Below are 21041 nucleotides of genomic sequence, written 5' to 3' on the forward strand. Positions count from 1 at the left end.
ACCGCTGGCCTATACTGAATCGGGCCCGCGCCTGCCCCGGCGCCGCCCGGCCGGCCCCAAACAGACCGGCCATGGCCAGGCCCAAAAGCTGGAGAACGCCATGGCAGTAATCGTCATCAAGGATTTGACGGAGAACATGGACCTCGACCGCGAGGCCATGACCGCCATCACGGGCGGTGCCCGCACCGGAGGCGGCCGCCACTGGCAGGCCCACCGACGTGCGCAGGCGCGCCTGATCCAGTATCCGGAAGGCTTCCCGGGCCAGCCCGAAGCGTCCGGACAGCATGCAGGGCAGGAACGGGTGACCGGGAAGCTGTCGCGCAAATAGGCGCGATACGCCCCGGCAGACAAAGCAAGGCAGTCGCTGCAAAGAAAAGCCCGCCAGACAACTGGCGGGCTTTGGTTGCGGACGGGCCCGGACCACCTGGGTCAACGTCGCCGGCGAATTCCGGTCATTCCTGTGCCAAGCATGTTTTCCCATGGTTCCGCCCATGACGCGGACGTCCATCCGGACCACCCGGATAGTCGAAGAAAACCTGGCAGTGGCATCAATGACCGCAATGCCGGGGGCGCGCGGCAAGCTAACCTTGCCGAAGGCGAATCATCGGGAACGATGGGTGTCCGCCCCATGCGGGCATGGATTGCTCGCGCTCTGAGTATAGGCAGGACGCCCCCGCTTTCAAGCGAGACGCATTCGCAAGTGGCGCCGGATGATTGCCGTGATCCAGATGTGCGCGACACATCTCGTTACGTTTCGCACTGCAACAAAAATTTAATTGTTCTGCTATACTGCGCGCCGTGAGTTTCGCACTGTGAGTTCCGCAAAGCGCCCGGCAATCCTGCCATGGCGTACCCGCTACCTCCCAAGCTCTGCACCCCGCCTCTGTCCTCCAGATGTTCCGTGACAGGTGTTGGCCAGAACGCACCGCTCACCAGACGTCGCCTCGTCTCCGATCCTGATGAACAGCCTGTTTGCCTGCGCTGTTTGCCTGCCAGGGATTAGTAGCCGGTTTATTTAAAAAACCAGCCGCCCACCCTGCCTGCCGCCGTGTTGCCAGCTGAGTCTGTCGAACGGCCTACCGATTGGCGCCGAAGCCTTTTTTAAGACTTTGCACTGCGCCCACCCCTTTGCGCATGACCGCGGGGGTGCCATGCATATTTAATAAGCACGACATGACCCAGCACGATTTCCGTGCGGAGCAATCTTTTGCCTCCGCCACCGACGCATCCGCCACGCCCGCCGACATCAGCCCGCTCGACAAGCTCGACGCCATGCTGACCGCCGGTGACGCGCCCGAAGCGTCCGCAGCACCCGCCCAGGCAGCCCAACCCGTCGACATCGCCGAAAACGGCTTTGCCAAGCTCGGTCTGGACGAAGCCATCCTGCGCGCCCTCTCCGAACTGAACTACCTCACGCCGACGCCGGTGCAGGCCCAGGCCATTCCCCAGTTCCTGGCCGGCCGTGACCTGCTGGTCTCGAGCCAGACCGGCTCGGGCAAGACCGCCGCGTTCATGCTGCCCGCCATCCAGCGCATCAGCGAGAAGGCGGCCCCGAATCGTCCGCGCAGCGACGAACCCGTCAAGCGCATGAAGGGCAAGCGCCCCCGTCCGTCGCCGGCCCAGCCGTCGCTGCTGGTGCTCACGCCGACGCGCGAACTGGCCCTGCAGGTGACCGAGGCTGCCGCCAAGTACGGCCGCCATCTGCGCCGCATCGTCTGCGCCAGCATCCTGGGCGGCATGCCCTACCCGAAGCAGCTGGCCATGCTGTCGAAGATGCCTGACATCCTCGTGGCCACGCCGGGCCGCCTGCTCGATCACATCGAAGCCGGCCGTATCGACCTGTCCGCACTCGACATGCTCGTCTTCGACGAAGCCGACCGCATGCTGGACATGGGCTTTGCCGATGACATCGACGCCATCGTCGCGGCCACGCCGTCCACGCGCCAGACGCTGATGTTCTCGGCCACGCTCGACGCCCGCATCGCCCAACTGGCCTCGCGCCAGCTGCGCGACCCGCAGCGTATCGAGATCGCCGCCGTCCGCGCCGACCAGAGCAACATCGAGCAGCGCCTGCACTTCACCGACGACATGTCGCACAAGGAGCGCCTGCTGGATCACCTGCTGCGCGACGCCTCGCTCAAGCAAGCCATCGTCTTCACGGCGACCAAGCGCGATGCCGATTCGCTGGCCGAACGTCTTTCGGACACCGGTTTCTCGGCCGGCGCCCTGCATGGCGATATGACCCAGGGTGCGCGTAACCGCACGCTGACCGCCCTGCGCCGCGGCAACATCCGCGTGCTGGTGGCGACCGATGTGGCCGCACGCGGTATCGACGTGCCCGACATCACCCACGTGGTGAACTTCGACCTGCCCAAGCAGGCGGAAGACTACGTGCACCGTATCGGCCGTACCGGCCGTGCCGGCCGCTCGGGTATCGCGATCAACCTCGTGAACCATGGCGACATGTTCCAGTGGAAGCGCATCGAGCGCTTCACCAACCACCGCATCGACGCGTCGGTGATCGAAGGCCTCGAGCCGCGTCGCCAGCCCAAGCCGCGTTCGAACTTCGGCGGCAAGCCGGGCGGCAGCGGCGGCGGCTACCGTGGTAACAGTGGCACCGGCGGCGGTTATCGCGGCGGCAACAGCGGTAGCGGCGGTGGCTACCGCGGCAATGGCGGCACCGGCGGCGAGCGCAGCTTCGGCGACCGCAAGTTCGGCGGCGGCGAAAGCCGTGGCTTCGGCGATCGCGGCGGCTTCGGCAACCGTGAAGGCTTTGGTAATCGCGAAGGCTTCGGCAACCGTGAAGGCGCTGCGGCGGCACCGCGCGACGGCAACCGTGGCTTCGGCGACCGTGGCCAGCCGCAACAGCGTCCGTTCGGCGGCGAGCAGCAACGCAGCTTCGGCGGCGAGCGCTCGTTCGGCGACCGCAGCTTCGGCAACCGCGAAGGTTTCGGTAACCGCGAAGGCGCGAACCGTGGCGGCTTCGGCGGCAACCGTGAAGGCGGCGCTCCGCGCGACGGCAACCGCGGCTTCGGCGATCGCGGCGGCTTCGGCGGCCAGCGCAACGGCAACACCCGCTCGCGCTACGAGCGTTGATCGGGTGACCGGGTGACCGGTCGCTACGATCCATGAAGAACGGCACCCTCGGGTGCCGTTTTTTATTGCCTGCGTGCGATGGAATCGACGTCGGGGCCTACACCGCGCAGGACCGGAAGCCGACGAAGGAGACATCGTCCTCGGGCAGCAGCGCCGTGCGCGCCCGGGTATGGCGCTGGCGCGCCGGGCTCGCGAACGAGACGCCGCGCACGGCCTGGTGCGTGCCGAAGCGTCCCACCAGCTCCAGGTCAGCCGGCTGCGCCACAAAGCCCGAGTAGGGCTCGTAGGGTGTGGCCGTCCACTCGCGCAGCGCGCCCCATTGCAGGCCACGATTCTGCGTGGCTGCCAGCTCCCACTCCACTTCCTGCGGCAGCCGCCGGCCGGCCCAGACGCACCATGCCTGCGCCTCGAACAGCGTGACGTGGCGCACCGGCTCGTCGGGATTGAGCGTGCGCTCCGCGCCGAAGCGCGACACCATCCACGCCCGGGTGACCAAGTGGCGCGACCAGTAACGCGGCGCCGAGCGCTCCTGCGTCATCAGCCATTGCCGCCCCGCCGCCGACCACCACGACGGGTGCTCGTAGCCGTGGTCTTCGACAAATTCCAGGAATTGCGCATTGGTGACCAGCGCGCCGTCCATATCGAACGCGGGCACATAGGTCTGCTGGGCCGGCAGCTCGTCCGGCAGCGCGAGGCCGTCCGGGTCATGCCAGCCCTGCGTGAAGCGGCCGCCCGGGAAGTGCAGCGTGCCGTTGTGCGAGACGGAGATCGACGGGCCCACGGCAGCCGGCTCGGCCGGCGCCATGCCCAGCGCCTGAAGCAGCGCGGCGATGGTCTCGCCCTGGGCATCCTCATGGAACAGCGCCCGGCGAAACGGATAGAGCGTGACATCTTCGTCGTCGGGCAACAGCGCGATGCGGCGCAGCAGGCCGTCCAGCACCTGCGTGGCGTACTGCTTCACGCGTGCGACATCGGGCAGCACGATTTCCCAGCGCTCGTCCGGGCCGATGCGGTCCGGGTCGAACCATTCATCGGCGCCGTCGAGCAGCGACGGCTCACTGGCCACCGGCAGCCGCACCCCACCCCGCTCGAGGTGGCGCACGCCGCGCAGGCACCACCATTCGGCATGCCAGGCGATGTGACCGAGGGTCCACAGCGGCGGATTGCAGTCGTACTGGCGCGTGACCATCCAGCCCTTGCGGGTCTGGCCGAAGGCCGCCAGCCACGCCAGCGTGCGATTGCGCGACTCCACCAGCGCCTGCGCCAGCCCTTCGCGCGGCAGCCGGCGCGCGTCAGCCCACGTCGCCTTGCCGCCAGTGAAGTGAAGATCGGGAAGCATGGAGAAGCCGCTCATCGACAGATCCGTGACAGAAGGTAAAAGGGATGCCGGGGCCACCGGCTGCGCGCATTATGACACTGGCGCGACGATGGCCCTTCCCGGGCATTCAATCCCCTGCTTGGGCTGCGGCTTCTGTCGCGGACCCGGCCGCGACGGTCAGCCGCGCGCGTGGAACACCGCGAACCAGCCGTTCGGGTCGGTCCAGCACACCGGATCAGTGAAGCCGGCCGACTCGAGCAGGATCGAGAAGTCCTCCGGACGATACTTATAGGAATCCTCCGTATGGATCTGCTCCCCGGCCGCGAAGCGCCGCTCGCCGTCGGCCCAGCGCACGGTTACGTCGCGCGTGGCCTCCAGATGCATCTGCACGCACGAGGACCGGGCGTCGAAGCTGGCCGCATGGCGCCAATCGTCGAGCGCGAAGTCGCTGCCAACGATGCGGTTCAGGTTGCGCAGCACGTTGCGATTGAACGCGGCGGTCACGCCGAGGGCGTCGTCATAGGCCGACACCAGCGTCGCAGAATCCTTGAAAAGATCCACGCCGATCAGCACGCCGTCGCCGCGCCCGGCCGCCGCGCGCAGGCGCTGGAGCAGCGCGAGCGCCTCGATCGGGGCGAAGTTGCCGATGCTGGAGCCGGGATAGAAGAACAGCCGCCGCCCGCGCCGGACGCCGCTGGGCAGGTCGAGCGGGCCGCAGAGGTCCGCGCCCAGGCCCAGCATCGGAATATGCGGATTCTGCTGTTGCAGGCCGGTCAGCGTGCCGCGCAGGAACTCCACGGAAATATCGAGCGCCACGTACTGCGCTGGCTGGAGGCTGGGGAACAGCCGCGCGGCCTTCTCGCAGTTGCCCGCACCGAGGTCGATCAGCACGCAGCCGCTGCCGGCGCGCGCCGCAATGGCGGGCGCCGAGGTGGCGAAGATCGATGCTTCGGTGCGCGTGGGGTAGTACTCGGGCAGGTCGGTAATCGCCTCGAACAGCCGGGAACCGAGCACATCGTAGAAAAACTTCGGACTGATGCTGGCCGGATGCCGGGTCAGGCCAGCGACGATCTCGGCGCGCAGGGCGCCGCTGTCCTCGTGGTACTGCTGGACGAATTCGGGCTGGAGCGCCGCCGGGGCATGGCCATTGCCATTGACGATGACCGGGGATGGCTCGGGCGCGAGTGTGGGGGCGGGGGCGTGGTGGTTGTGATTGGCTTTGGAGAGAGGTCGAGTTGGGTTCAGTGGTGTCGTAACAGCCGGCATGACGCTTCCTTGTTGTCGATGGGGCACTACGTGAATCCCTCAAAACCGCCATGGCTAGCGCCAGGCGACCGTCATCGGAGTCCGCGCCTGTGCAGTCTGACGCGCACCGGCCGAAGCCAGTCCCAATAGGATAGGTGCATATCGATATGCGTGCAGGATGCCTTGCATCGACTTACATCCGCTGACAATGTCGAAATCTCCACCCAAAAGCCTCATGTTAGATACATTCAAATGGCATGTAGGCTGCACAACATTTTTCCTCGCATTTCGCTTATAATCCCGCCCAGCGCGACCGCTCATGCAGTATCTGCGGACGCGTCCCTTCAAAGGGGAGTAGCTTGGGGGCCATTGCCCTTAGCACAATCGTCATTCCGAGACGCGACCCGTCTCCGGTTGTGCTGACCCTGCCGCGCATTCCGCGTCTGTGTGTCGAGCAAGACCTTTGCAACCTGGTTTCACGTTGCAAAGGCGTTTCCAACTCCCGTGCTTCGTGATCTCCAGGTGAACAAAAACCCTTGCGGGCCAAATTGGCTTGCAGCTATTCGTTCGTACCCGAGGAGAGTTCATGGAGTGGTTCACCGATTTGTTCACGATGCAGTTTCTGACGGCGCTGCTGTCCATCGTCGTCATTGACCTGGTGCTGGCCGGGGACAATGCCATCGTGATCGCCCTGGCGGCGCGCAACCTGCCGCCGCATCTGCAGAAGAAGGCCATTGTCTGGGGTACCGTCGGCGCCGTAGTGGTCCGTTCGGCCATGACCATCGGCGTGGTCTGGCTGCTCAAGATCCCTGGCCTGATGCTGGTGGGTGGCCTGGCGCTGGTCTGGATTGCCTACAAGCTGCTGGCCGCCGAGGAAGATGGCGACGAGCACGGCGGCGGCGCCACCACGCTGGTGGGCGCGATGAAGACCATCATCATCGCCGACGCGGTGATGGGCGTGGACAACGTGCTGGCCGTAGCCGGCGCCGCGCACGGCAGCTTCCTGCTGGTGGTGCTGGGCCTGCTGATCAGCATCCCGATCGTGGTCTGGGGCTCGACGCTGGTGCTGAAGCTGATGTCGCGCTTCCCGATCATCATCTACCTGGGCGCCGGCGTGCTGGCCTTCACGGCTGTGCACATGATCGTCAAGGAGCCGCTGATCAAGACGTACTTCGAGACGCATTCGATCGTGCAGCTTGGCCTCTATGTGCTGATCATCGGCGGCGTGCTGGGCGCGGGCTACCTGACGCAGAAGCGTCGCGTGCGCACTACCCCGGCCGAAAGCCACTGACACCAGTCAGACCCCGGCGCGCGGCAGCCCCCTGCCGCGGCGCAGCAAAAGACCGCCTCCGGGCGGTCTTTTGCTTTGCGGGTAAAATCCCCGCTCGGGCGCCCCCGGGCGCCGACATCACTTTCTCCCCGCCCTCGCTTCCAAGCCGATGAAACAGTATCTCGACTTCATGCGCCATGTTTACGAGCATGGCACCGACAAGGCCGACCGCACCGGCACGGGCACCCGTTCGGTGTTCGGCTACCAGATGCGCTTCGACCTGAACGAGGGCTTCCCGGTGGTCACCACCAAGAAGCTGCACCTGAAGTCCATCATCCACGAACTGCTGTGGTTCCTCCAGGGCTCGACCAACATCGCCTACCTGAAGGAACACGGCGTGACGATCTGGGACGAGTGGGCCGACCAGAACGGCGAACTCGGCCCGATCTACGGCTACCAGTGGCGCGCCTGGCCGACGCCGGACGGCCGCCACGTGGACCAGATCGCCGACCTGATGCAGCAGATCCGCAACAACCCGGACTCGCGCCGCCTGATCGTCTCGGCCTGGAACGTCGGCGAGATCCCGCAGATGAAGCTACCGCCCTGCCACGCATTCTTCCAGTTCTACGTGGCCGACGGCAAGCTGTCCTGCCAGCTCTACCAGCGCAGCGCCGACATCTTCCTCGGCGTGCCGTTCAACATCGCCAGCTACGCGCTGCTGACGCACATGATCGCGCAGCAGGCCGGCCTGGCCGTGGGCGACTTCGTCTGGACCGGCGGCGACTGCCACATCTACAACAATCATTTCGAGCAGGTGGAAACCCAGCTCGCGCGCGCGCCGATGAAGCTGCCGACGCTCCAGATCCAGCGCAAGCCGGACAGCATCTTCGACTACAAGTACGAGGATTTCGCGCTGGTGGGCTATGAATCGCACCCCGCGATCAAGGCGCCGGTGGCCGTATGACGCTGCTGACCCTGATCGTCGCCCGGGCACGCAACGGCACCATCGGCCGCAACAACACGCTGCCGTGGCGCCTGCCGGAAGACCTCCAGCATTTCAAGCGTACGACGATGGGCGCGCCGGTCGTCATGGGCCGCAAGACGTGGGATTCCATCGGCCGACCGCTGCCGGGGCGCCGCAATATCGTGGTGAGCCGGAACCGGGACCTGAAGCTGGAAGGCGCCGAGGTGGTGGCATCGCTCGAAGACGCCCAGCGGCTCTGCGTGGGCGTGGAGCAGGTCTTCCTGATCGGCGGCGCGCAGCTCTACGCCGAGGCGCTGCCCAGCGCGGACCGGCTGATCGTTACCGAGATCGACGCCGACGTTCCCGGCGACGCGTTCTTCCCGGCCGTGGACCGGACCCGCTGGATCGAACTGACCCGCGAGACGCATCACTCCGAGGCCAACCAGTTTGACTACGCGTTCGTGACGTACGAACGGCCGCCTTCCGGCGAAGAGTAAGCCGAGGCTGCAAAAAAAAACGGCAGGGTTCAAACCCTGCCGTTTTTCGTTGGGCGATCCAGCCCCAGTCCCCAGCCGGTCAGTTCCCGGCGATCGTCATCTGTTCGATCAGGATCGAGCCGGTTTCCTTGGTGCCACGCACCAGCGAGTCCGCGCCGATGGCCACGATCTGCTTGAACATCTCGACCATGCTGCCGGCAATCGTGATTTCTTCCACCGGATACTGGATCACGCCGTTTTCCACCCAGTAGCCCGACGCGCCGCGCGAGTAGTCGCCCGTCACGTAGTTCACGCCCTGCCCCATCAACTCCGTCACCAGCAGGCCGGTGCCCATCTTCTTCAGCATGCCGGCGAAGTCGTCGCCCGGCTGGGTCAGGGTGCTGGTCAGCTTCAGGTTGTGCGAGCCGCCGGCGTTGCCGGTGGTCTTCATGCCCAGCTTGCGCGCCGAGTAGGTGGAGAGGAAATAGCCTTCCACCACGCCGTCGCGCACCACGTCGCGCTCGCGCGTGCGCACGCCTTCCTCGTCGAACGGGGCGCTGCCCATCGCGCCCGGCACGTGCGGCGTTTCATGGATCTGGATGTCCGGACCGAACACGGCCTTGCCCAGCGTGTCGTACAAAAACGTCGATTTACGATACAGCGCGCCACCAGACACCGCCTGGACGAACGCGCCGAGCAGGCCAGCGGCCAGCGGCGCTTCGAACAGCACCGGGCACTTGCGCGTGGTCAGCTTGCGGGCATTCAGGCGAGCCAGCGCACGCTCGGCGGCGTAGCGGCCGATGTCCTCGGGCGCGGCCAGCGTCAGCGGGGAGCGCTTGGACGAATACCAGTCGTCGCGCTGCATGCCGCCACCCGAGCCGGCGATGGGCGCGCACGAGATGAAATGGCGGGAATACGGGTAGCCGCCGGAGAAACCGCGCGAGGTGGCCAGCACGAATTGCGAATGCTGCGCGGAAACGCTCGCGCCGTCGCTGTTGCGGATTTTCGGCGAGACCGCGAACGCGGCCGCTTCGGCGCGACGGGCGATGTCGATGGCGCCCTCGGCGTCCACCGTCCACGGGTGGAACAGGTCCAGGTTCTGCGGATTCTTCTCGAGCAGGTCTTCCTCGGCCAGCCCGGCGCAATCGTCCTCGGCGGTGAAGCGGGCGATGTTGTAGGCGGCCTCGGCCGTGGCGCGCAGCGCCGCCGGCGAGAAATCGGACGTGCTGGCGTTGCCGCGCCGCTGGCCGATCATCACCGTAACGCCAACCACCTTGTCGCGGTTCTGCTCGATCGTCTCCACCTGGCCCTTGCGCACCGTCACCGACAGGCCGCTGCCCTCCGAGATCTCGGTAGCGGCGTCGGTCGCCCCAAGCTCGCGTGCCACGCGCAGCACATCGGCCGCCATGGCCTTGAGCTGGTCCTGGGAATAGGTGAAATGCGAGGTTTTGTCGGCAATCTGGTCCATGCGGTGGTCCATGTGGGCAAGCGTGATCAAAAGTCCAAACGGGAATCATAGCAAGATAAAATGCCGGCTATGACGCGAAATACCCGTAGCCCCTCCAATTCCCGTTTCCCCGGTGGCTTTGCCCCCGAGCCGGACGACGACCTGCCCAAGAGCAAGTCGCAGCGCAAGCGCGACATGACCGCGCTGCAAGACCTGGGCGTCGAGCTCGAAGCCCTGGCCAAGGACCGCCTGGCGCGCGTGCCGATGCCTGAGTCGCTGGCGGACGCCATCCACGCCGCCCGCAAGATCAACAGCCACGAAGGCAAGCGCCGCCAGATGCAGTTCGTCGGCAAGGTCATGCGCGGGCTGGACGACGACGAACTCGACGCCATCCGCGCCGCGCTGGAAGGCTTCAAGGGCACAAGCAAGGCCGAGACGGCCCGGCTGCACCTGATCGAACGCTGGCGCGAACTGCTGCTGGCCGACGACGCGATGCTGACCAAGTTCCTCGGCGAGCACCCCACCGTGGACGTGCAGGCCGTGCGCAATATCATCCGCAATGCCCGCAAGGAGCGCGAAATGAGCAAGCCGCCCAAGTACTTCCGCGAGCTGTTCCAGGCCGTGAAGACCGCGCTGGAAGAGAAGGATGCCGCCACTGGCGCCGCAGCCGACGCCGCCACCCCGCCCGCACAGGAGCCCGAGGCATGACCTCTCCCCTGACCACCCAGCCCAGTTCCCCGGCCGTGCGTAAGCATCCCGACGAGCTGATCGTCGGTTTCGTGTCGATTTCTGACCGGGCGTCGTCCGGCACCTACCAGGACGAGGGCATCCCCGCCCTGCGGGACTGGTTCGGCCGCACCCTGACCTCGCCGTGGCAAGGCGTGGAACGGCTGATTCCGGACGAGCAGGCGCTGATCTCGCGCACGCTGATCGACCTGGTGGATGTGGTGGGCTGCGACCTCGTGCTGACCACGGGCGGCACCGGCCCGGCACGGCGCGATGTGACGCCGGAGGCAACTCTGGCGGCCGGTACCAAGGAAATGCCAGGATTTGGCGAGCAGATGCGGCAGGTCAGCCTGCATTTCGTGCCGACCGCGATCCTGTCGCGGCAGGTGGCCGTGATCCGCGAGACGCCGGGCCGTGCCGCGCTGATCATCAACCTCCCCGGGCAGCCGCGCGCCATCCGCGAGACGCTGGAAGGTCTGCGCGATGCCGACGGCAAGTCCGTGGTCCAGGGCGTGTTCGCGGCGGTGCCATATTGCATCGACCTGATCGGCGGCCCCTACGTGGAAACCGACGAGGCCGTGGTCAAGGCGTGGCGCCCGAAGCACGCCATCCGCGCGAAGTCCTGACTAGATATATAGAGAGAACGGCTACTTCAGGCCGAGGTAGAGCCCGATGGGCACGAACACCACGGCCCCGATGTTGCCGAGCAGCACGATGGAGGCCACCTGATCCGGCTCCTGCCGGAAATGGTCGGCCACCAGGAAATTGAGCACCGCCGGCGGCAGGGCCGCGAAGACGAACAGCAGCCCGCGCTGGAGATCGGTCAGCGGCACCCACAGCGCCAGCGGCAGCGCCACCGCAATGCCCACCAGCGGGCACACCGCCGCGCCCAGCAACCCCATCCCCCAGTTCCGCAGGCTGACGTCCTTCATCCGCACGCCGAGCGCGAACAGCATCAGCGGCACCGTGGCATCGCCCAGCAGCTTGATCGACTCGAAAACCGGCTCGGGCAGCGTGAACCACGGCCGCGCCAGCGACAGCGCCACGCCGGCCACGGTGGCCAGCACCATCGGGTTGCGGGCGATCTGCGTCAGCGAGGCATGGCGGTTGACGATCTTGAGCCCCAGCGTAAAGTGCATCAGGTTCGACGCCGCGAACAGCGCCACCGCCGGCGCCAGCCCGGCCGGGCCGAACGCGAAGACCGACAGCGGCAGGCCCATGTTGCCGCTGTTGTTGAACATCATCGGCGGCACGAAGGTGCGCGGATCGGCCTTGATCAACCGGGCGACGATCCACGCAAGGATGCCGGAGCCGATCACCACCGCCACCGCGCAGCCAAGCAGCGCCAACTGGTCCGCCAGCACGAAATCCTTGCTGACGAAGGCCGAGACCACCAGCAGCGGCGCGATCACGTCGAGCGTGGCGCGGTTGATGCCGGTCATGTCTGGGTGGGCGCGCCGGCCGTAGAGCCATCCGACCAGGATGATCAGGATGACCGGCGTAATGATCGAAACGATACGGGTGAACATGGCGGAAGGGGCGGCGTAGCCGGGGCCCCTCCCCGTCAAGCGGAAGGACTGACCGGCCCGCGGGGTTCTTGTTCTGTCTTAGGCTGCCGGGGCGGTGGGCGCAGCGGGCGCCCCCGGGGTTTCCGTGGCGGCCGGCGTGGACGCCTTGATAAAGTGCGTGCGGTAGTAGCGCAGTTCCTCCACCGACTCGAGGATATCGGCCAGCGCCGTGTGCAGCTGGCGCTTGGCGAAACCCTTGTGGATGGCCGGCTCCCAGCGCTTGCAGAGTTCCTTCAGCGTGGAAACATCGAGGTTCCGGTAGTGGAAGAACGATTCCAGCTTCGGCATGTAACGCGCCATGAAGCGGCGGTCCTGGCAGATCGAATTGCCGCACATCGGCGACTTGCCGGCCGGCACCCAGCGCTTCAGGAACGCCAGCAGTTCGGCTTCGGCCTGCGCCTCGGTGAGCGTGGACGCCTTGACCTTGTCGATCAGGCCCGAGCGGCCGTGCGTGCCCTTGTTCCAGTTGTCCATGCCGTCGAGCACGGCGTCGGCCTGATGGATCACCAGCACCGGCCCTTCGGCCAGGATATTGAGTTCGGAGTCGGTCACCACCACGGCAACCTCGATAATCCGGTCGGAATCCGGCTGCAGGCCGGTCATTTCCATATCCAACCAGATGAGGTTGTTTTCACTTTTGACGGAGGTGGCGGCTGGGCTAGTCATCTGGGTACGGCTCGATATTGGGGACAGGAAGAAAAGCGGCCGGAGAGGCGTCCGGCGCGAACAATTTATAATTCTCGCATATCCGCCACAATTGCCCGGCTGCGTACCCTCGCCGCCGGTCGGCAGTCTCACCGAGCGACTTTCGCGAAACTACTATGGCCTTGCCGATGTTCACGTTGATTTTCCTGGCCGCGCTGGTCGTCATGGTGCTGACCAAGCTCTGGCTGGCCGCGCGCCAGGTGCGCCATGTCGGCCGCCATCGCGGCGCCGTGCCGGCCCGCTTCGCCGACACCATCACGCTCTCCGCCCACCAGAAGGCCGCCGACTACACCATCGCCCGCACGCGGCTGTCGATGCTGGAGGTGCTGGCCGGCGCCGCCGTGCTGATCGGCTTCACCATGCTGGGCGGGCTGCACGCGCTGAACCACTTCTGGCTCGGTGTGTTCGACGGCGGCGGCTACCTGTACGGCGTGGCGCTGATTGCCAGCGTGGCGCTGATCGGCGGCCTGGTCGACCTGCCGTTTTCGCTATATGGCCAGTTCGGCATCGAGCAGCGCTTCGGCTTCAACAAGATGACGTTCGGCCTGTGGCTGCTCGACCTCGCCAAGATGACGCTGGTCGCCTGCGTGCTGGGCCTGCCGCTGCTGCTGGCCGTGTTGTGGCTGATGGAGCGCGCCGGCACCTACTGGTGGGTCTGGACCTGGCTGCTGTGGATGGCCTTCAGCCTGCTGCTGCAGGTGATCGTGCCGACCTTCATCGCCCCGCTCTTCAACAAGTTCGAGCCGCTGGCCGACGAGGGCCTGCGCCAGCGCATCGAGGCGCTGCTGCGCAAGTGCGGCTTTGCCAGCAAGGGCCTGTTCGTCATGGATGGCAGCAAGCGCAGCGCGCACGGCAACGCCTACTTCACCGGCTTCGGCGCGGCCAAGCGCATCGTCTTCTTCGACACCCTGCTCTCCCGCCTGGACGGCGAGGAAGTGGAAGCCGTGCTGGCGCACGAGCTGGGTCACTTCAAGCGCCGCCACGTGGCCAAGATGATTGCGGTGACCTTCGCGCTCTCGCTGGTGTTTCTGGCGCTGCTGGGCTGGCTGTCCACGCGGGCGTGGTTCTACACGGGGCTGGGGGTGCTGCCGAACTTCGGCACCAGCAACCACGCGCTGGCGCTGGTGCTGTTCTTCCTGGCGCTGCCGGTGTTCACCTTCGTGCTCGGGCCGCTGGCCAGCCAGTCGTCGCGCAAGCACGAGTTCGAGGCCGACGAGTTCGCGGCCCATCAGACCAATGCCGGTCACCTCGTGTCCGCGCTGGTCAAGCTGTACAAGGACAACGCGTCCACGCTGACGCCCGACCCCATCTATAGCGCGTTCTACTATTCGCACCCGCCGGCGGCGCAGCGGATCGACCGCCTGCTGGCGCACGCATGAACCGTCACGCGCGCCATCACAACGCCGGCAAGGGCACCGGCCAAGCTTCCGAGACCGCACTGATCATCGCCGCCCATGGCCGCCACTATGTGGTGGAGTTGGGCGACGGATCGCGGATCCACGCGTTCCCGCGCGGCAAGAAGAGCGACTGCGCCGTGGGCGACCACGTGGCCGTGGAGATGGCCGCGGCGGACCAGTGCGTGATCACCGCCGTCTCGCCACGCAAGAACCTGCTGCATCGCTCGGACCAGTTCAAGTCCAAGATGCTGGCCGCCAATATCGACCAGGTGGTCATCGTGCTGGCCACGGAGCCGAGTTTTTCCGAGGATCTGCTGGGCCGCGCGCTGGTGTCGGCGGAGGCGCTGGCGATTCGTCCCCTCGTCATCCTGAACAAGACCGACCTGACCGCACGGCTGGACGACGCCCGGCGGCGCCTGAAGCTCTACCAGGACCTGGGCTACGACACCGTCGAGCTGTCCGTCCATGGCCGCCCGGAAGAGGCGTTGGCGACACTCCAGCCGCGCACGGCCGGGGTGTCGAGCATCCTGATCGGCCAGTCGGGCATGGGCAAGTCGTCGCTGCTGAACCTGCTGATTCCCGGCGTGGAAGCGCAGACGCGTGAAATTTCGGCCAAGCTCGATTCCGGCAAGCACACCACTACGTTCACCCGGCTCTATCACCTGCCGGCCGACTGGGGCACGGTCGAAGGCCGGCCCGGCTACCTGATCGACTCGCCGGGCTTCCAGGAATTCGGCCTCCACCACCTCAGCGAAGGCATGCTGGAGCGCGCGTTCCCCGAGTTCCGGCCCAGGCTCACCGAATGCCGGTTCTATAACTGCCATCACATCAACGAGCCCGGCTGCGGCGTGCTGGCGGCCATCGACGGCGGCGAGATCTCCGAGCGCCGCCATCAGCTGTACACGCAGCTGCTGCACGAGTCCCGGCAGCAGAAGCCGTGGTAACCGTGGAGTAGCCCGATGAAGCTGCTATTGCGGTCCACATCGCTGGTTCATGCCGCGCACTGCGAGAACGTGCTGCGGGCGGCGGGCATTCGCGCCGAGGTCCGCAACACGTGGCTGGGCGGTGCGGCCGGGGACATCCCGTTCCAGGAGAGCGCGCCGCAGGTCTGGATTCTCGACGATGCGGCAGAAGCCGACGCCTGGGCCGTGCTCAACGCCGCCGCCAACCCGCCGCCAGGGCCACGCTGGCAATGCACGGGCTGCGCGGAATGGCACGAGGCGCAGTTTGCGTCGTGCTGGCGCTGCGGGGCGCATCGGGAGTAATCGGGAAAACCAAGGGAATAAAAAAACGCCACGATCGTGGCGTTTCTTCTTGGTGGATCTTGGTCGAAGGCTGCGGTCAGCCCACCCAGAGCGCTAGCGACACCATCGCCAGCAACAGCATCCACAGGATGACCGCGCGCCAGACCAGCCCCACCGCCGATTGCAGCGTGCGCACGCCGGGGTCGGCGCCGTACTCGGGCGGCACCGGCTCGGCGGTGTCTTCCATGCCCGGCGCGTAGTCCACGCCGGCCAGGCTCGTGCGCAGCATCACGCTGGAGTCGTCCTCGGCCAGCGGCGCGCCAAGCCGCACGCCGAGCGCCCCGCCGCCGCTGGCGAGCAGGATGCCGTTGATCGCATCATTCCACTTGCGCGCGTGGTTGCGCCACGCGTACACGGCATCCTCGAAATTGCCGACGATGGCAAACCCGATCGCCGTCAGCCGCGAAGGTACCCAGTCCAGCACATAGAACGCCTGCGAGGCAAAACGCCCCAGCGCCGGGCTGCGCTCGTTCGACGGCTGGTTCCACTGCCGGCTCAGGAACTCGGCGGTGCGGTACAGCACGACACCACCCGGGCCAATCGGCACCAGAAACCAGAAAAACACCCCAAATACATGGCGATGGACGGCGATGATGGCCGCCTCAAGCGTGTGACGCACGATCTCGCTGACCGGCATGTCGACCGTGTCCAGCCCGGTCCACTCATGCAGCAGCGTGCGCGCGGTATGCGGGTCGTCGCGATTCAGCGCCTCGTGGATATCGGTGAAGAAGTGGCTGAACTGGCGGAAGCCGAGGGTCAGATAGAGCAGCAGGACGTTCCAGGCCAAGGTCAGCGCCACGCTGATCGACGCCAGCAGGTAGTGGACCAGCACGGCAGCCAGCGTGAGCGGCAGCACCGCGGTCAGCCAGGCCAGCGCGGCGTCGCGCGGGCGGCCCGTGTCGAAGGCGTGTTCGGCCCGCTCCCCCAGTACGCGCACGATGTCGTAAATAGGGTTATTCCGGCCCAAGGCTCGGAACTGTTCGGCGATCAGCGCCAGAAGAATGGAAACAAAGGTCATCGCGTGACGGTGGCGACGGACGTTGGCGCGACGGCGAAGTGCCGGTCCGGTCGCATTGCGGTATAGCCAGACGATAGCATAGCGTCACGCCGCACCGTCAATGGGAAAGACCTGTAAGCAGGTGTTAAACGCATCCATGAAAAAGCCCGCCGGGGGCACCGGCGGGCGGACGACGACAGGCTAACGTCGCGTTCAGGGCAGGTCGAAGACCAGCACTTCGGCCTTGCTGCCTTGGGTCAGGGTGATGGCCTCGACCGCTTCGAGCTTCGCAGCATCGCCGGCCCCGAGCGCCTGGCCGTTGACCGTGATCGCACCGCGCGCCACGTGCACATAGGCACGGCGGCCCGGGGCGATGGCCAGCGTGGCGGCCTCGTCCCCATCGAACAACCCGGCGTAGAGCCGCGCGTCCTGATGGATCACCACCGAGCCCTCAGCACCATCCGGGCTGACGACGAGGCGCAGCTTGCCGCGCTTTTCCTCGACCGGGAAATTGCGCTCCTCGTAGCCCGGCTCAATGCCGTTCTCGGCAGGAATCACCCAGATCTGCAGGAAGTGCGTGGTGTCGTGCGCGGCGTGGTTGTATTCCGAGTGCCGCACGCCGGTACCGGCGCTCATCCGCTGCACATCGCCCGGGCGGATCACGCTGCCATTGCCGATGCTGTCCTTGTGCGCAAGTTCGCCATCGAGCACATAACTGATGATTTCCATGTCCCGGTGGCCGTGCGTGCCAAAGCCCATGCCCGGCGCCACGCGATCCTCATTGATCACACGCAGCGGCCCGAACTGAACATGGCGTGGGTCGTAGTAATCTGCGAAGGAGAAGCTGTGATACGACTTGAGCCAGCCATGGTCCGCATAACCGCGTTCGTCTGACTTACGGATTTCAATCATTTTGATGGCCCTCCTTGTGGCCTCCGAGGTTCCCAAAATTGCCTGTCACAATCGGACTGGCTTGGGTCAGCGGCGTTTCGATGCTAGGCAGTTTAGGGGAGTCGGCGTATATTGGCGGGCACCCAGTTAGAAGAATTCATTCAGATTTTCTGAACATGCCACTCTCCCTCGAATCCCTCGAAGTCCTGGACGCCATCGAGCGCAAGGGCAGCTTTGCCGCCGCCGCCCACGAAATGGGCAAGGTGCCCTCGGCGCTGACCTATGTGGTCCGCAAGCTGGAAGAGGATCTGGACGTCCTGCTGTTCGACCGCCGCCGTCACCGCGCCGAACTGACCCCGGCGGGCCGCGCCCTGCTGGACGAAGGCCGCCACCTGCTCCACGCGGCCGACGACCTCGCGCGGCGCGTCAAGCGCCTCGCCACGGGCTGGGAGGCCAACCTCAGCATCGCCCTGGACGACCTCGTCAACTTTCGCGCGCTGCTGCCGGTGATCCAGGATTTCTATGCCGAGAACACCGCCACGCGGCTGCGCTTTTCGAAGGAAGTGCTAGGCGGCGCCTGGGATGCGCTGGTCAGCAACCGGGTCGATCTGGTCATCGGCGGGGCCTACGAGGCGCCCAGCACGCAGGGCTTCCAGGTGCGGCCGCTCGGGTCGGTGCCGTTCGTGTTCGCGGTGGCCTCGCACCATCCGCTGGCCACCGAGGAAGGACCGCTGACGACGATGCAGATCGCCAAGCACCGCATCGTGGCCGTGGGCGATACCTCGCGCAACCTGCCGGCGCGTACGCACGGCGTGCTGGCCGGGCAGGATGTCCTGGTGGTGCCGACCATGCGTGACAAGCTCGAGGCGCAGATCCGTGGCCTCGGCTGCGGCTGGCTGCCGGCCCCGATGGCCGCGCCCCATATCGAAAGCGGCGTGCTGCTGGCCCGTGAGACCGTGGAAGTGCGCGCGCCCGGCAATTTCAAGGTGGCGTGGCGCACCAGCTCGCGCGGCAAGGCGCTGCAATGGTGGACCAGCAAGCTCGAAGACCCCCGCCTTGCGCAGGCGCTGATGCAGCAGCCGCTAGCCAGCCAGCCGGCCTGAGGGAGTTGCCGATGCCCCGCTATCGCGGGCGCTTTGCGCCCTCGCCCACCGGCCCGTTGCACCTGGGCTCGCTGGTCACGGCGCTGGCCAGCTGGCTCGACGCCCGCGCCCATGGTGGCGACTGGCTGGTCCGCATCGAGGACATCGACTATCCGCGCTGCGTGAAGGGCGCCGATTTCGACATCCTGCAGACCCTGGAACGGCTCGGGCTGCACGCCGACGAGGCGCCCGAATGGCAGAGCCGCCGCGAGTCGCTGTACGGCGACGCGCTGCGCCGCCTCGACGCCAGCGGCCAGCTCTACCCCTGCGGCTGCTCGCGCAAGGAGATCGCCGACTCGCTGATCCATGTGCGCGAGCGCCACCAGACGCTCGGCTACCCCGGCACCTGCCGCAACGGCCTGCACGGCAAGCTGCCACGCGCGTGGCGGGTGCGCGTGCCGGACGGCCCGGCCGCCATGATCTGTTTCGACGACCGCTGGCAGGGTCGCCAGTGCCAGGACCTGGAAACGGAACTCGGCGATTTCGTCCTGCGCCGCGCGGACGGCCTGTGGGCCTACCAGCTCGCCGTCGTGGTCGACGACGCCGCGCAAGGCATCACCCATATCGTGCGCGGGTCCGACCTCCTCGACTCCACGCCGCGCCAGATCCATCTGCAACATCTGCTGGGCCTGCCCACGCCGTCCTACCTGCACGTGCCCGTGGTGGTGAATGCCGATGGCGAGAAACTCAGTAAGCAGAGCGGCGCGCAGGCCATCGACACGGCCGCGCCGCTGGAAGCGCTGCGCATGGCCGGGACGCATCTCGGCATCGCCAATGGCGAGACTAGCGTGCCGGCCTGGCTGGCGGCGGCAACCGGGCAGTGGGCGGTGATGCAGCGCTGACCGGGCGCTCTTCCGAACCTCGCGCACCAAACAAAAATGGCACCCGAAGGTGCCATTTTTTGTTGCCCGGGCAGTCTGTTACGACTTGCGCGGCGCGCCGCCCAGCAGCGCGGCCACGGGACGCTTCGGCGCCGGGCGGCCACGGCTCAGCGCGGCAGCCAGTTGCTCGTCGGCCGGCTGCGCGTTGGCGTGATGGTTCGACGGCTCGTACGGGCGCGAGAAGAACGGATCGTCCGACGGACGGAACGCCTGACGGCCACCGCTTTCGGTGCGGCGACGACGGCCCGGCACGGCTTCCGCCTCCGCCGCCGCTTCACCGCCGTTGTCACGGGTGCGGCGCACATCGGCACGCTGGCGACGACGGTCCGTTTCCTCTGTGCGCGCACGCTCGCCGGTCGGGTCGAAGCCATTCAGCTCGCCGCGCGGAATGCTGCGCTTGATCAGTTTCTCGATATCGGCCAGCAGGCGGTCATCGCCGCCCTGCACGTAGATCGAGAGCGCATCGCCGCTGGCGCCAGCCCGGCCCGTACGGCCGATGCGGTGCACATAGTCTTCCGCGCTGTACGGCAGGTCGAAGTTGATCACGCACGGCATGGCCGGGATGTCCAGGCCACGGGCGGCCACGTCGGTAGCCACCAGGGCATCGATCGTGCCGGTCTTGAAGCCTTCCAGCGTCTGCATGCGCTCGGTCTGGGTCTTGTCGCCGTGGATGGCGGCGGCGTTGATGCCCTCGCGCTCCAGGTGACGCGCCAGGCGCGAGCAGCCGATCTTGCTGTTGACGAACACGATGCACTGGCGCGAATCGGTTTCCGACGCGCGCTGCTTGAGCAGGTGCACCACGGCGGCCTGCTTGTGGCCGTCTTCCACGCGGTAGACCATCTGGCGCACGTTCTCGTTGGTCGAGTTGCTGCGTGCCACTTCGATCGTCACCGGCTGCTTCAGGTAGCTCGAGGCCAGCCGCTTGATTTCCGGCGAGAACGTGGCCGAGAACAGCAGCGTCTGGCGCTGAGCCGGCAGCAGGTTGATGATGCGCTGCAGGTCCGGCAGGAAGCCCATGTCGAGCATGCGGTCGGCTTCGTCCAGCACCAGCATCTGCACCTGCGACAGGTTCACCGACTTCTGCTGCACGTGGTCCAGCAGGCGGCCCGGCGTGGCGACGAGGATTTCCACGCCACGGCGCAGCGCATCGGTCTGCGGGTTCATGTCTACGCCGCCGAACACCACGGTGCTGCGCAGGTCGGTATGCTTGGCGTAGCGCGCCACGTTGTCGTAGACCTGATCGGCCAGTTCGCGCGTCGGCGTCAGCATCAGCGCACGCACCGGGTGGCGCGCGGGCGAGGCACTCGCGTTCGACATCGGCAGCAGGCTCTGGATGATCGGCAGCGCGAAGCCTGCCGTCTTGCCGGTGCCGGTCTGCGCGGCGCCCATCACGTCCTTGCCGAGGAGGACCACCGGAATGGCCTGCGCCTGGATCGGCGTCGGCGTGGTGTAGCCCTGTTCGGTCAAGGCGCGCAGGATGCGCGAATCCAGCCCGAAGCTTTCGAACGTTTGCTCTGCGGCTGGGGTCTGGTCTGGGGTGGTCGTCATCGTCATGGTTTCGGTGTCTGGCGGGCGAGGCCCGCGCCAACTGACACGCGTCTCGAGAAAGGCATG

The 21041-nt window shown here is 66.6% G+C and carries 20 protein-coding genes; 12 read left to right on the top strand and 8 right to left on the bottom strand.

Going from position 1 to position 21041, the window contains the following annotated elements; all coding sequences use genetic code 11:
- The first annotated feature begins 100 nt into the window (after positions 1-100).
- Positions 101-328, top strand: a complete 228-nt coding sequence (locus AC1DEL_RS05345; RefSeq protein WP_255370669.1) for a hypothetical protein — start codon at positions 101-103, stop codon at positions 326-328.
- A gap of 845 nt (positions 329-1173) precedes the next feature.
- Positions 1174-3096, top strand: a complete 1923-nt coding sequence (locus AC1DEL_RS05350) for a DEAD/DEAH box helicase (RefSeq protein ID WP_092290300.1) — start codon at positions 1174-1176, stop codon at positions 3094-3096.
- 97 nt (positions 3097-3193) lie between these two features.
- On the opposite strand, the gene AC1DEL_RS05355 is transcribed toward AC1DEL_RS05350, so the two are convergent.
- Together AC1DEL_RS05355 and egtD are read right to left on the bottom strand one after the other, a co-directional pair.
- A complete protein-coding gene (locus AC1DEL_RS05355; RefSeq protein ID WP_477106424.1) occupies positions 3194-4450 on the bottom strand; it encodes an SUMF1/EgtB/PvdO family nonheme iron enzyme in 1257 nt (418 codons plus the stop codon).
- Between the two features lie 141 nt (positions 4451-4591).
- Positions 4592-5680, bottom strand: a complete 1089-nt coding sequence (egtD, locus tag AC1DEL_RS05360; RefSeq protein WP_477125486.1) for an L-histidine N(alpha)-methyltransferase — start codon at positions 5678-5680, stop codon at positions 4592-4594.
- 565 nt (positions 5681-6245) lie between these two features.
- On the opposite strand from egtD, the gene AC1DEL_RS05365 reads away from it, so the two are divergent.
- The 3 genes from AC1DEL_RS05365 (at position 6246) to AC1DEL_RS05375 (ending at position 8390) form a co-directional block, all read left to right on the top strand.
- Positions 6246-6950 carry a TerC family protein gene (locus tag AC1DEL_RS05365; RefSeq protein WP_092290303.1) on the top strand — a complete coding sequence of 235 codons (705 nt, stop codon included), beginning with the start codon at positions 6246-6248 and terminating at the stop codon, positions 6948-6950.
- 148 nt (positions 6951-7098) lie between these two features.
- Positions 7099-7893, top strand: coding sequence for a thymidylate synthase (locus AC1DEL_RS05370; RefSeq protein ID WP_092290304.1), 795 nt, complete (start codon positions 7099-7101; stop codon positions 7891-7893).
- Positions 7890-8390: a dihydrofolate reductase gene (locus AC1DEL_RS05375; RefSeq protein ID WP_477125485.1), complete on the top strand. Its 501-nt coding sequence runs from the start codon at positions 7890-7892 to the stop codon at positions 8388-8390. The genes AC1DEL_RS05370 and AC1DEL_RS05375 overlap by 4 nt, the downstream gene beginning before the upstream one ends.
- 79 nt (positions 8391-8469) lie before the next feature.
- On the opposite strand, the gene pmbA is transcribed toward AC1DEL_RS05375, so the two are convergent.
- A complete protein-coding gene (pmbA, locus tag AC1DEL_RS05380; protein ID WP_092290863.1) occupies positions 8470-9837 on the bottom strand; it encodes a metalloprotease PmbA in 1368 nt (455 codons plus the stop codon).
- A gap of 69 nt (positions 9838-9906) precedes the next feature.
- On the opposite strand from pmbA, the gene yjgA reads away from it, so the two are divergent.
- Positions 9907-10524: a ribosome biogenesis factor YjgA gene (yjgA, locus tag AC1DEL_RS05385; protein ID WP_304441446.1), complete on the top strand. Its 618-nt coding sequence runs from the start codon at positions 9907-9909 to the stop codon at positions 10522-10524.
- Entirely contained in the window at positions 10521-11168 is a 648-nt protein-coding gene (mog, locus tag AC1DEL_RS05390; protein WP_441590567.1) for a molybdopterin adenylyltransferase, read from the top strand. The genes yjgA and mog overlap by 4 nt, the downstream gene beginning before the upstream one ends.
- A 21-nt stretch (positions 11169-11189) precedes the next feature.
- On the opposite strand, the gene AC1DEL_RS05395 is transcribed toward mog, so the two are convergent.
- Both AC1DEL_RS05395 and orn read right to left on the bottom strand, forming a co-directional pair.
- Entirely contained in the window at positions 11190-12071 is an 882-nt protein-coding gene (locus AC1DEL_RS05395; protein ID WP_092290312.1) for an AEC family transporter, read from the bottom strand.
- Between the two features lie 78 nt (positions 12072-12149).
- Positions 12150-12776, bottom strand: a complete 627-nt coding sequence (gene orn, locus AC1DEL_RS05400; RefSeq protein ID WP_477125484.1) for an oligoribonuclease — start codon at positions 12774-12776, stop codon at positions 12150-12152.
- A gap of 167 nt (positions 12777-12943) precedes the next feature.
- Between orn and AC1DEL_RS05405 the strand changes: the two genes are divergently transcribed.
- Genes AC1DEL_RS05405 through AC1DEL_RS05415 form a run of 3 tightly spaced genes read left to right on the top strand, consistent with a single transcriptional unit; the run spans position 12944 to position 15477 of the window.
- Entirely contained in the window at positions 12944-14194 is a 1251-nt protein-coding gene (locus tag AC1DEL_RS05405) for a M48 family metallopeptidase (protein ID WP_092290865.1), read from the top strand.
- A complete protein-coding gene (gene rsgA / locus AC1DEL_RS05410; protein ID WP_092290316.1) occupies positions 14191-15156 on the top strand; it encodes a ribosome small subunit-dependent GTPase A in 966 nt (321 codons plus the stop codon). Before AC1DEL_RS05405 ends, rsgA begins: the two co-directional genes overlap by 4 nt.
- A gap of 15 nt (positions 15157-15171) precedes the next feature.
- Entirely contained in the window at positions 15172-15477 is a 306-nt protein-coding gene (locus AC1DEL_RS05415; protein ID WP_441590569.1) for a putative signal transducing protein, read from the top strand.
- A 76-nt stretch (positions 15478-15553) separates the two neighbouring features.
- Here AC1DEL_RS05415 and AC1DEL_RS05420 read toward each other — a convergent pair whose 3' ends face one another.
- Positions 15554-16534 (bottom strand): CobD/CbiB family protein, encoded by a 981-nt coding sequence (locus AC1DEL_RS05420; protein ID WP_092290320.1) that lies wholly within the window; start codon positions 16532-16534, stop codon positions 15554-15556.
- Between the two features lie 192 nt (positions 16535-16726).
- Entirely contained in the window at positions 16727-17425 is a 699-nt protein-coding gene (locus AC1DEL_RS05425) for a pirin family protein (RefSeq protein WP_092290322.1), read from the bottom strand.
- A 155-nt stretch (positions 17426-17580) separates the two neighbouring features.
- On the opposite strand from AC1DEL_RS05425, the gene AC1DEL_RS05430 reads away from it, so the two are divergent.
- Positions 17581-18507, top strand: a complete 927-nt coding sequence (locus AC1DEL_RS05430; RefSeq protein WP_144199677.1) for a LysR family transcriptional regulator — start codon at positions 17581-17583, stop codon at positions 18505-18507.
- An 11-nt stretch (positions 18508-18518) separates the two neighbouring features.
- Positions 18519-19388, top strand: a complete 870-nt coding sequence (gluQRS, locus tag AC1DEL_RS05435; RefSeq protein WP_441644035.1) for a tRNA glutamyl-Q(34) synthetase GluQRS — start codon at positions 18519-18521, stop codon at positions 19386-19388.
- 78 nt (positions 19389-19466) lie between these two features.
- Here the strand turns inward: gluQRS and AC1DEL_RS05440 are convergent, their stop codons facing one another.
- Positions 19467-20981 (bottom strand): DEAD/DEAH box helicase, encoded by a 1515-nt coding sequence (locus tag AC1DEL_RS05440; protein ID WP_092290328.1) that lies wholly within the window; start codon positions 20979-20981, stop codon positions 19467-19469.
- Between the last annotated feature and the right edge of the window lie 60 nt (positions 20982-21041).

This window comes from Cupriavidus sp. 10L43_2 (assembly GCF_056395265.1).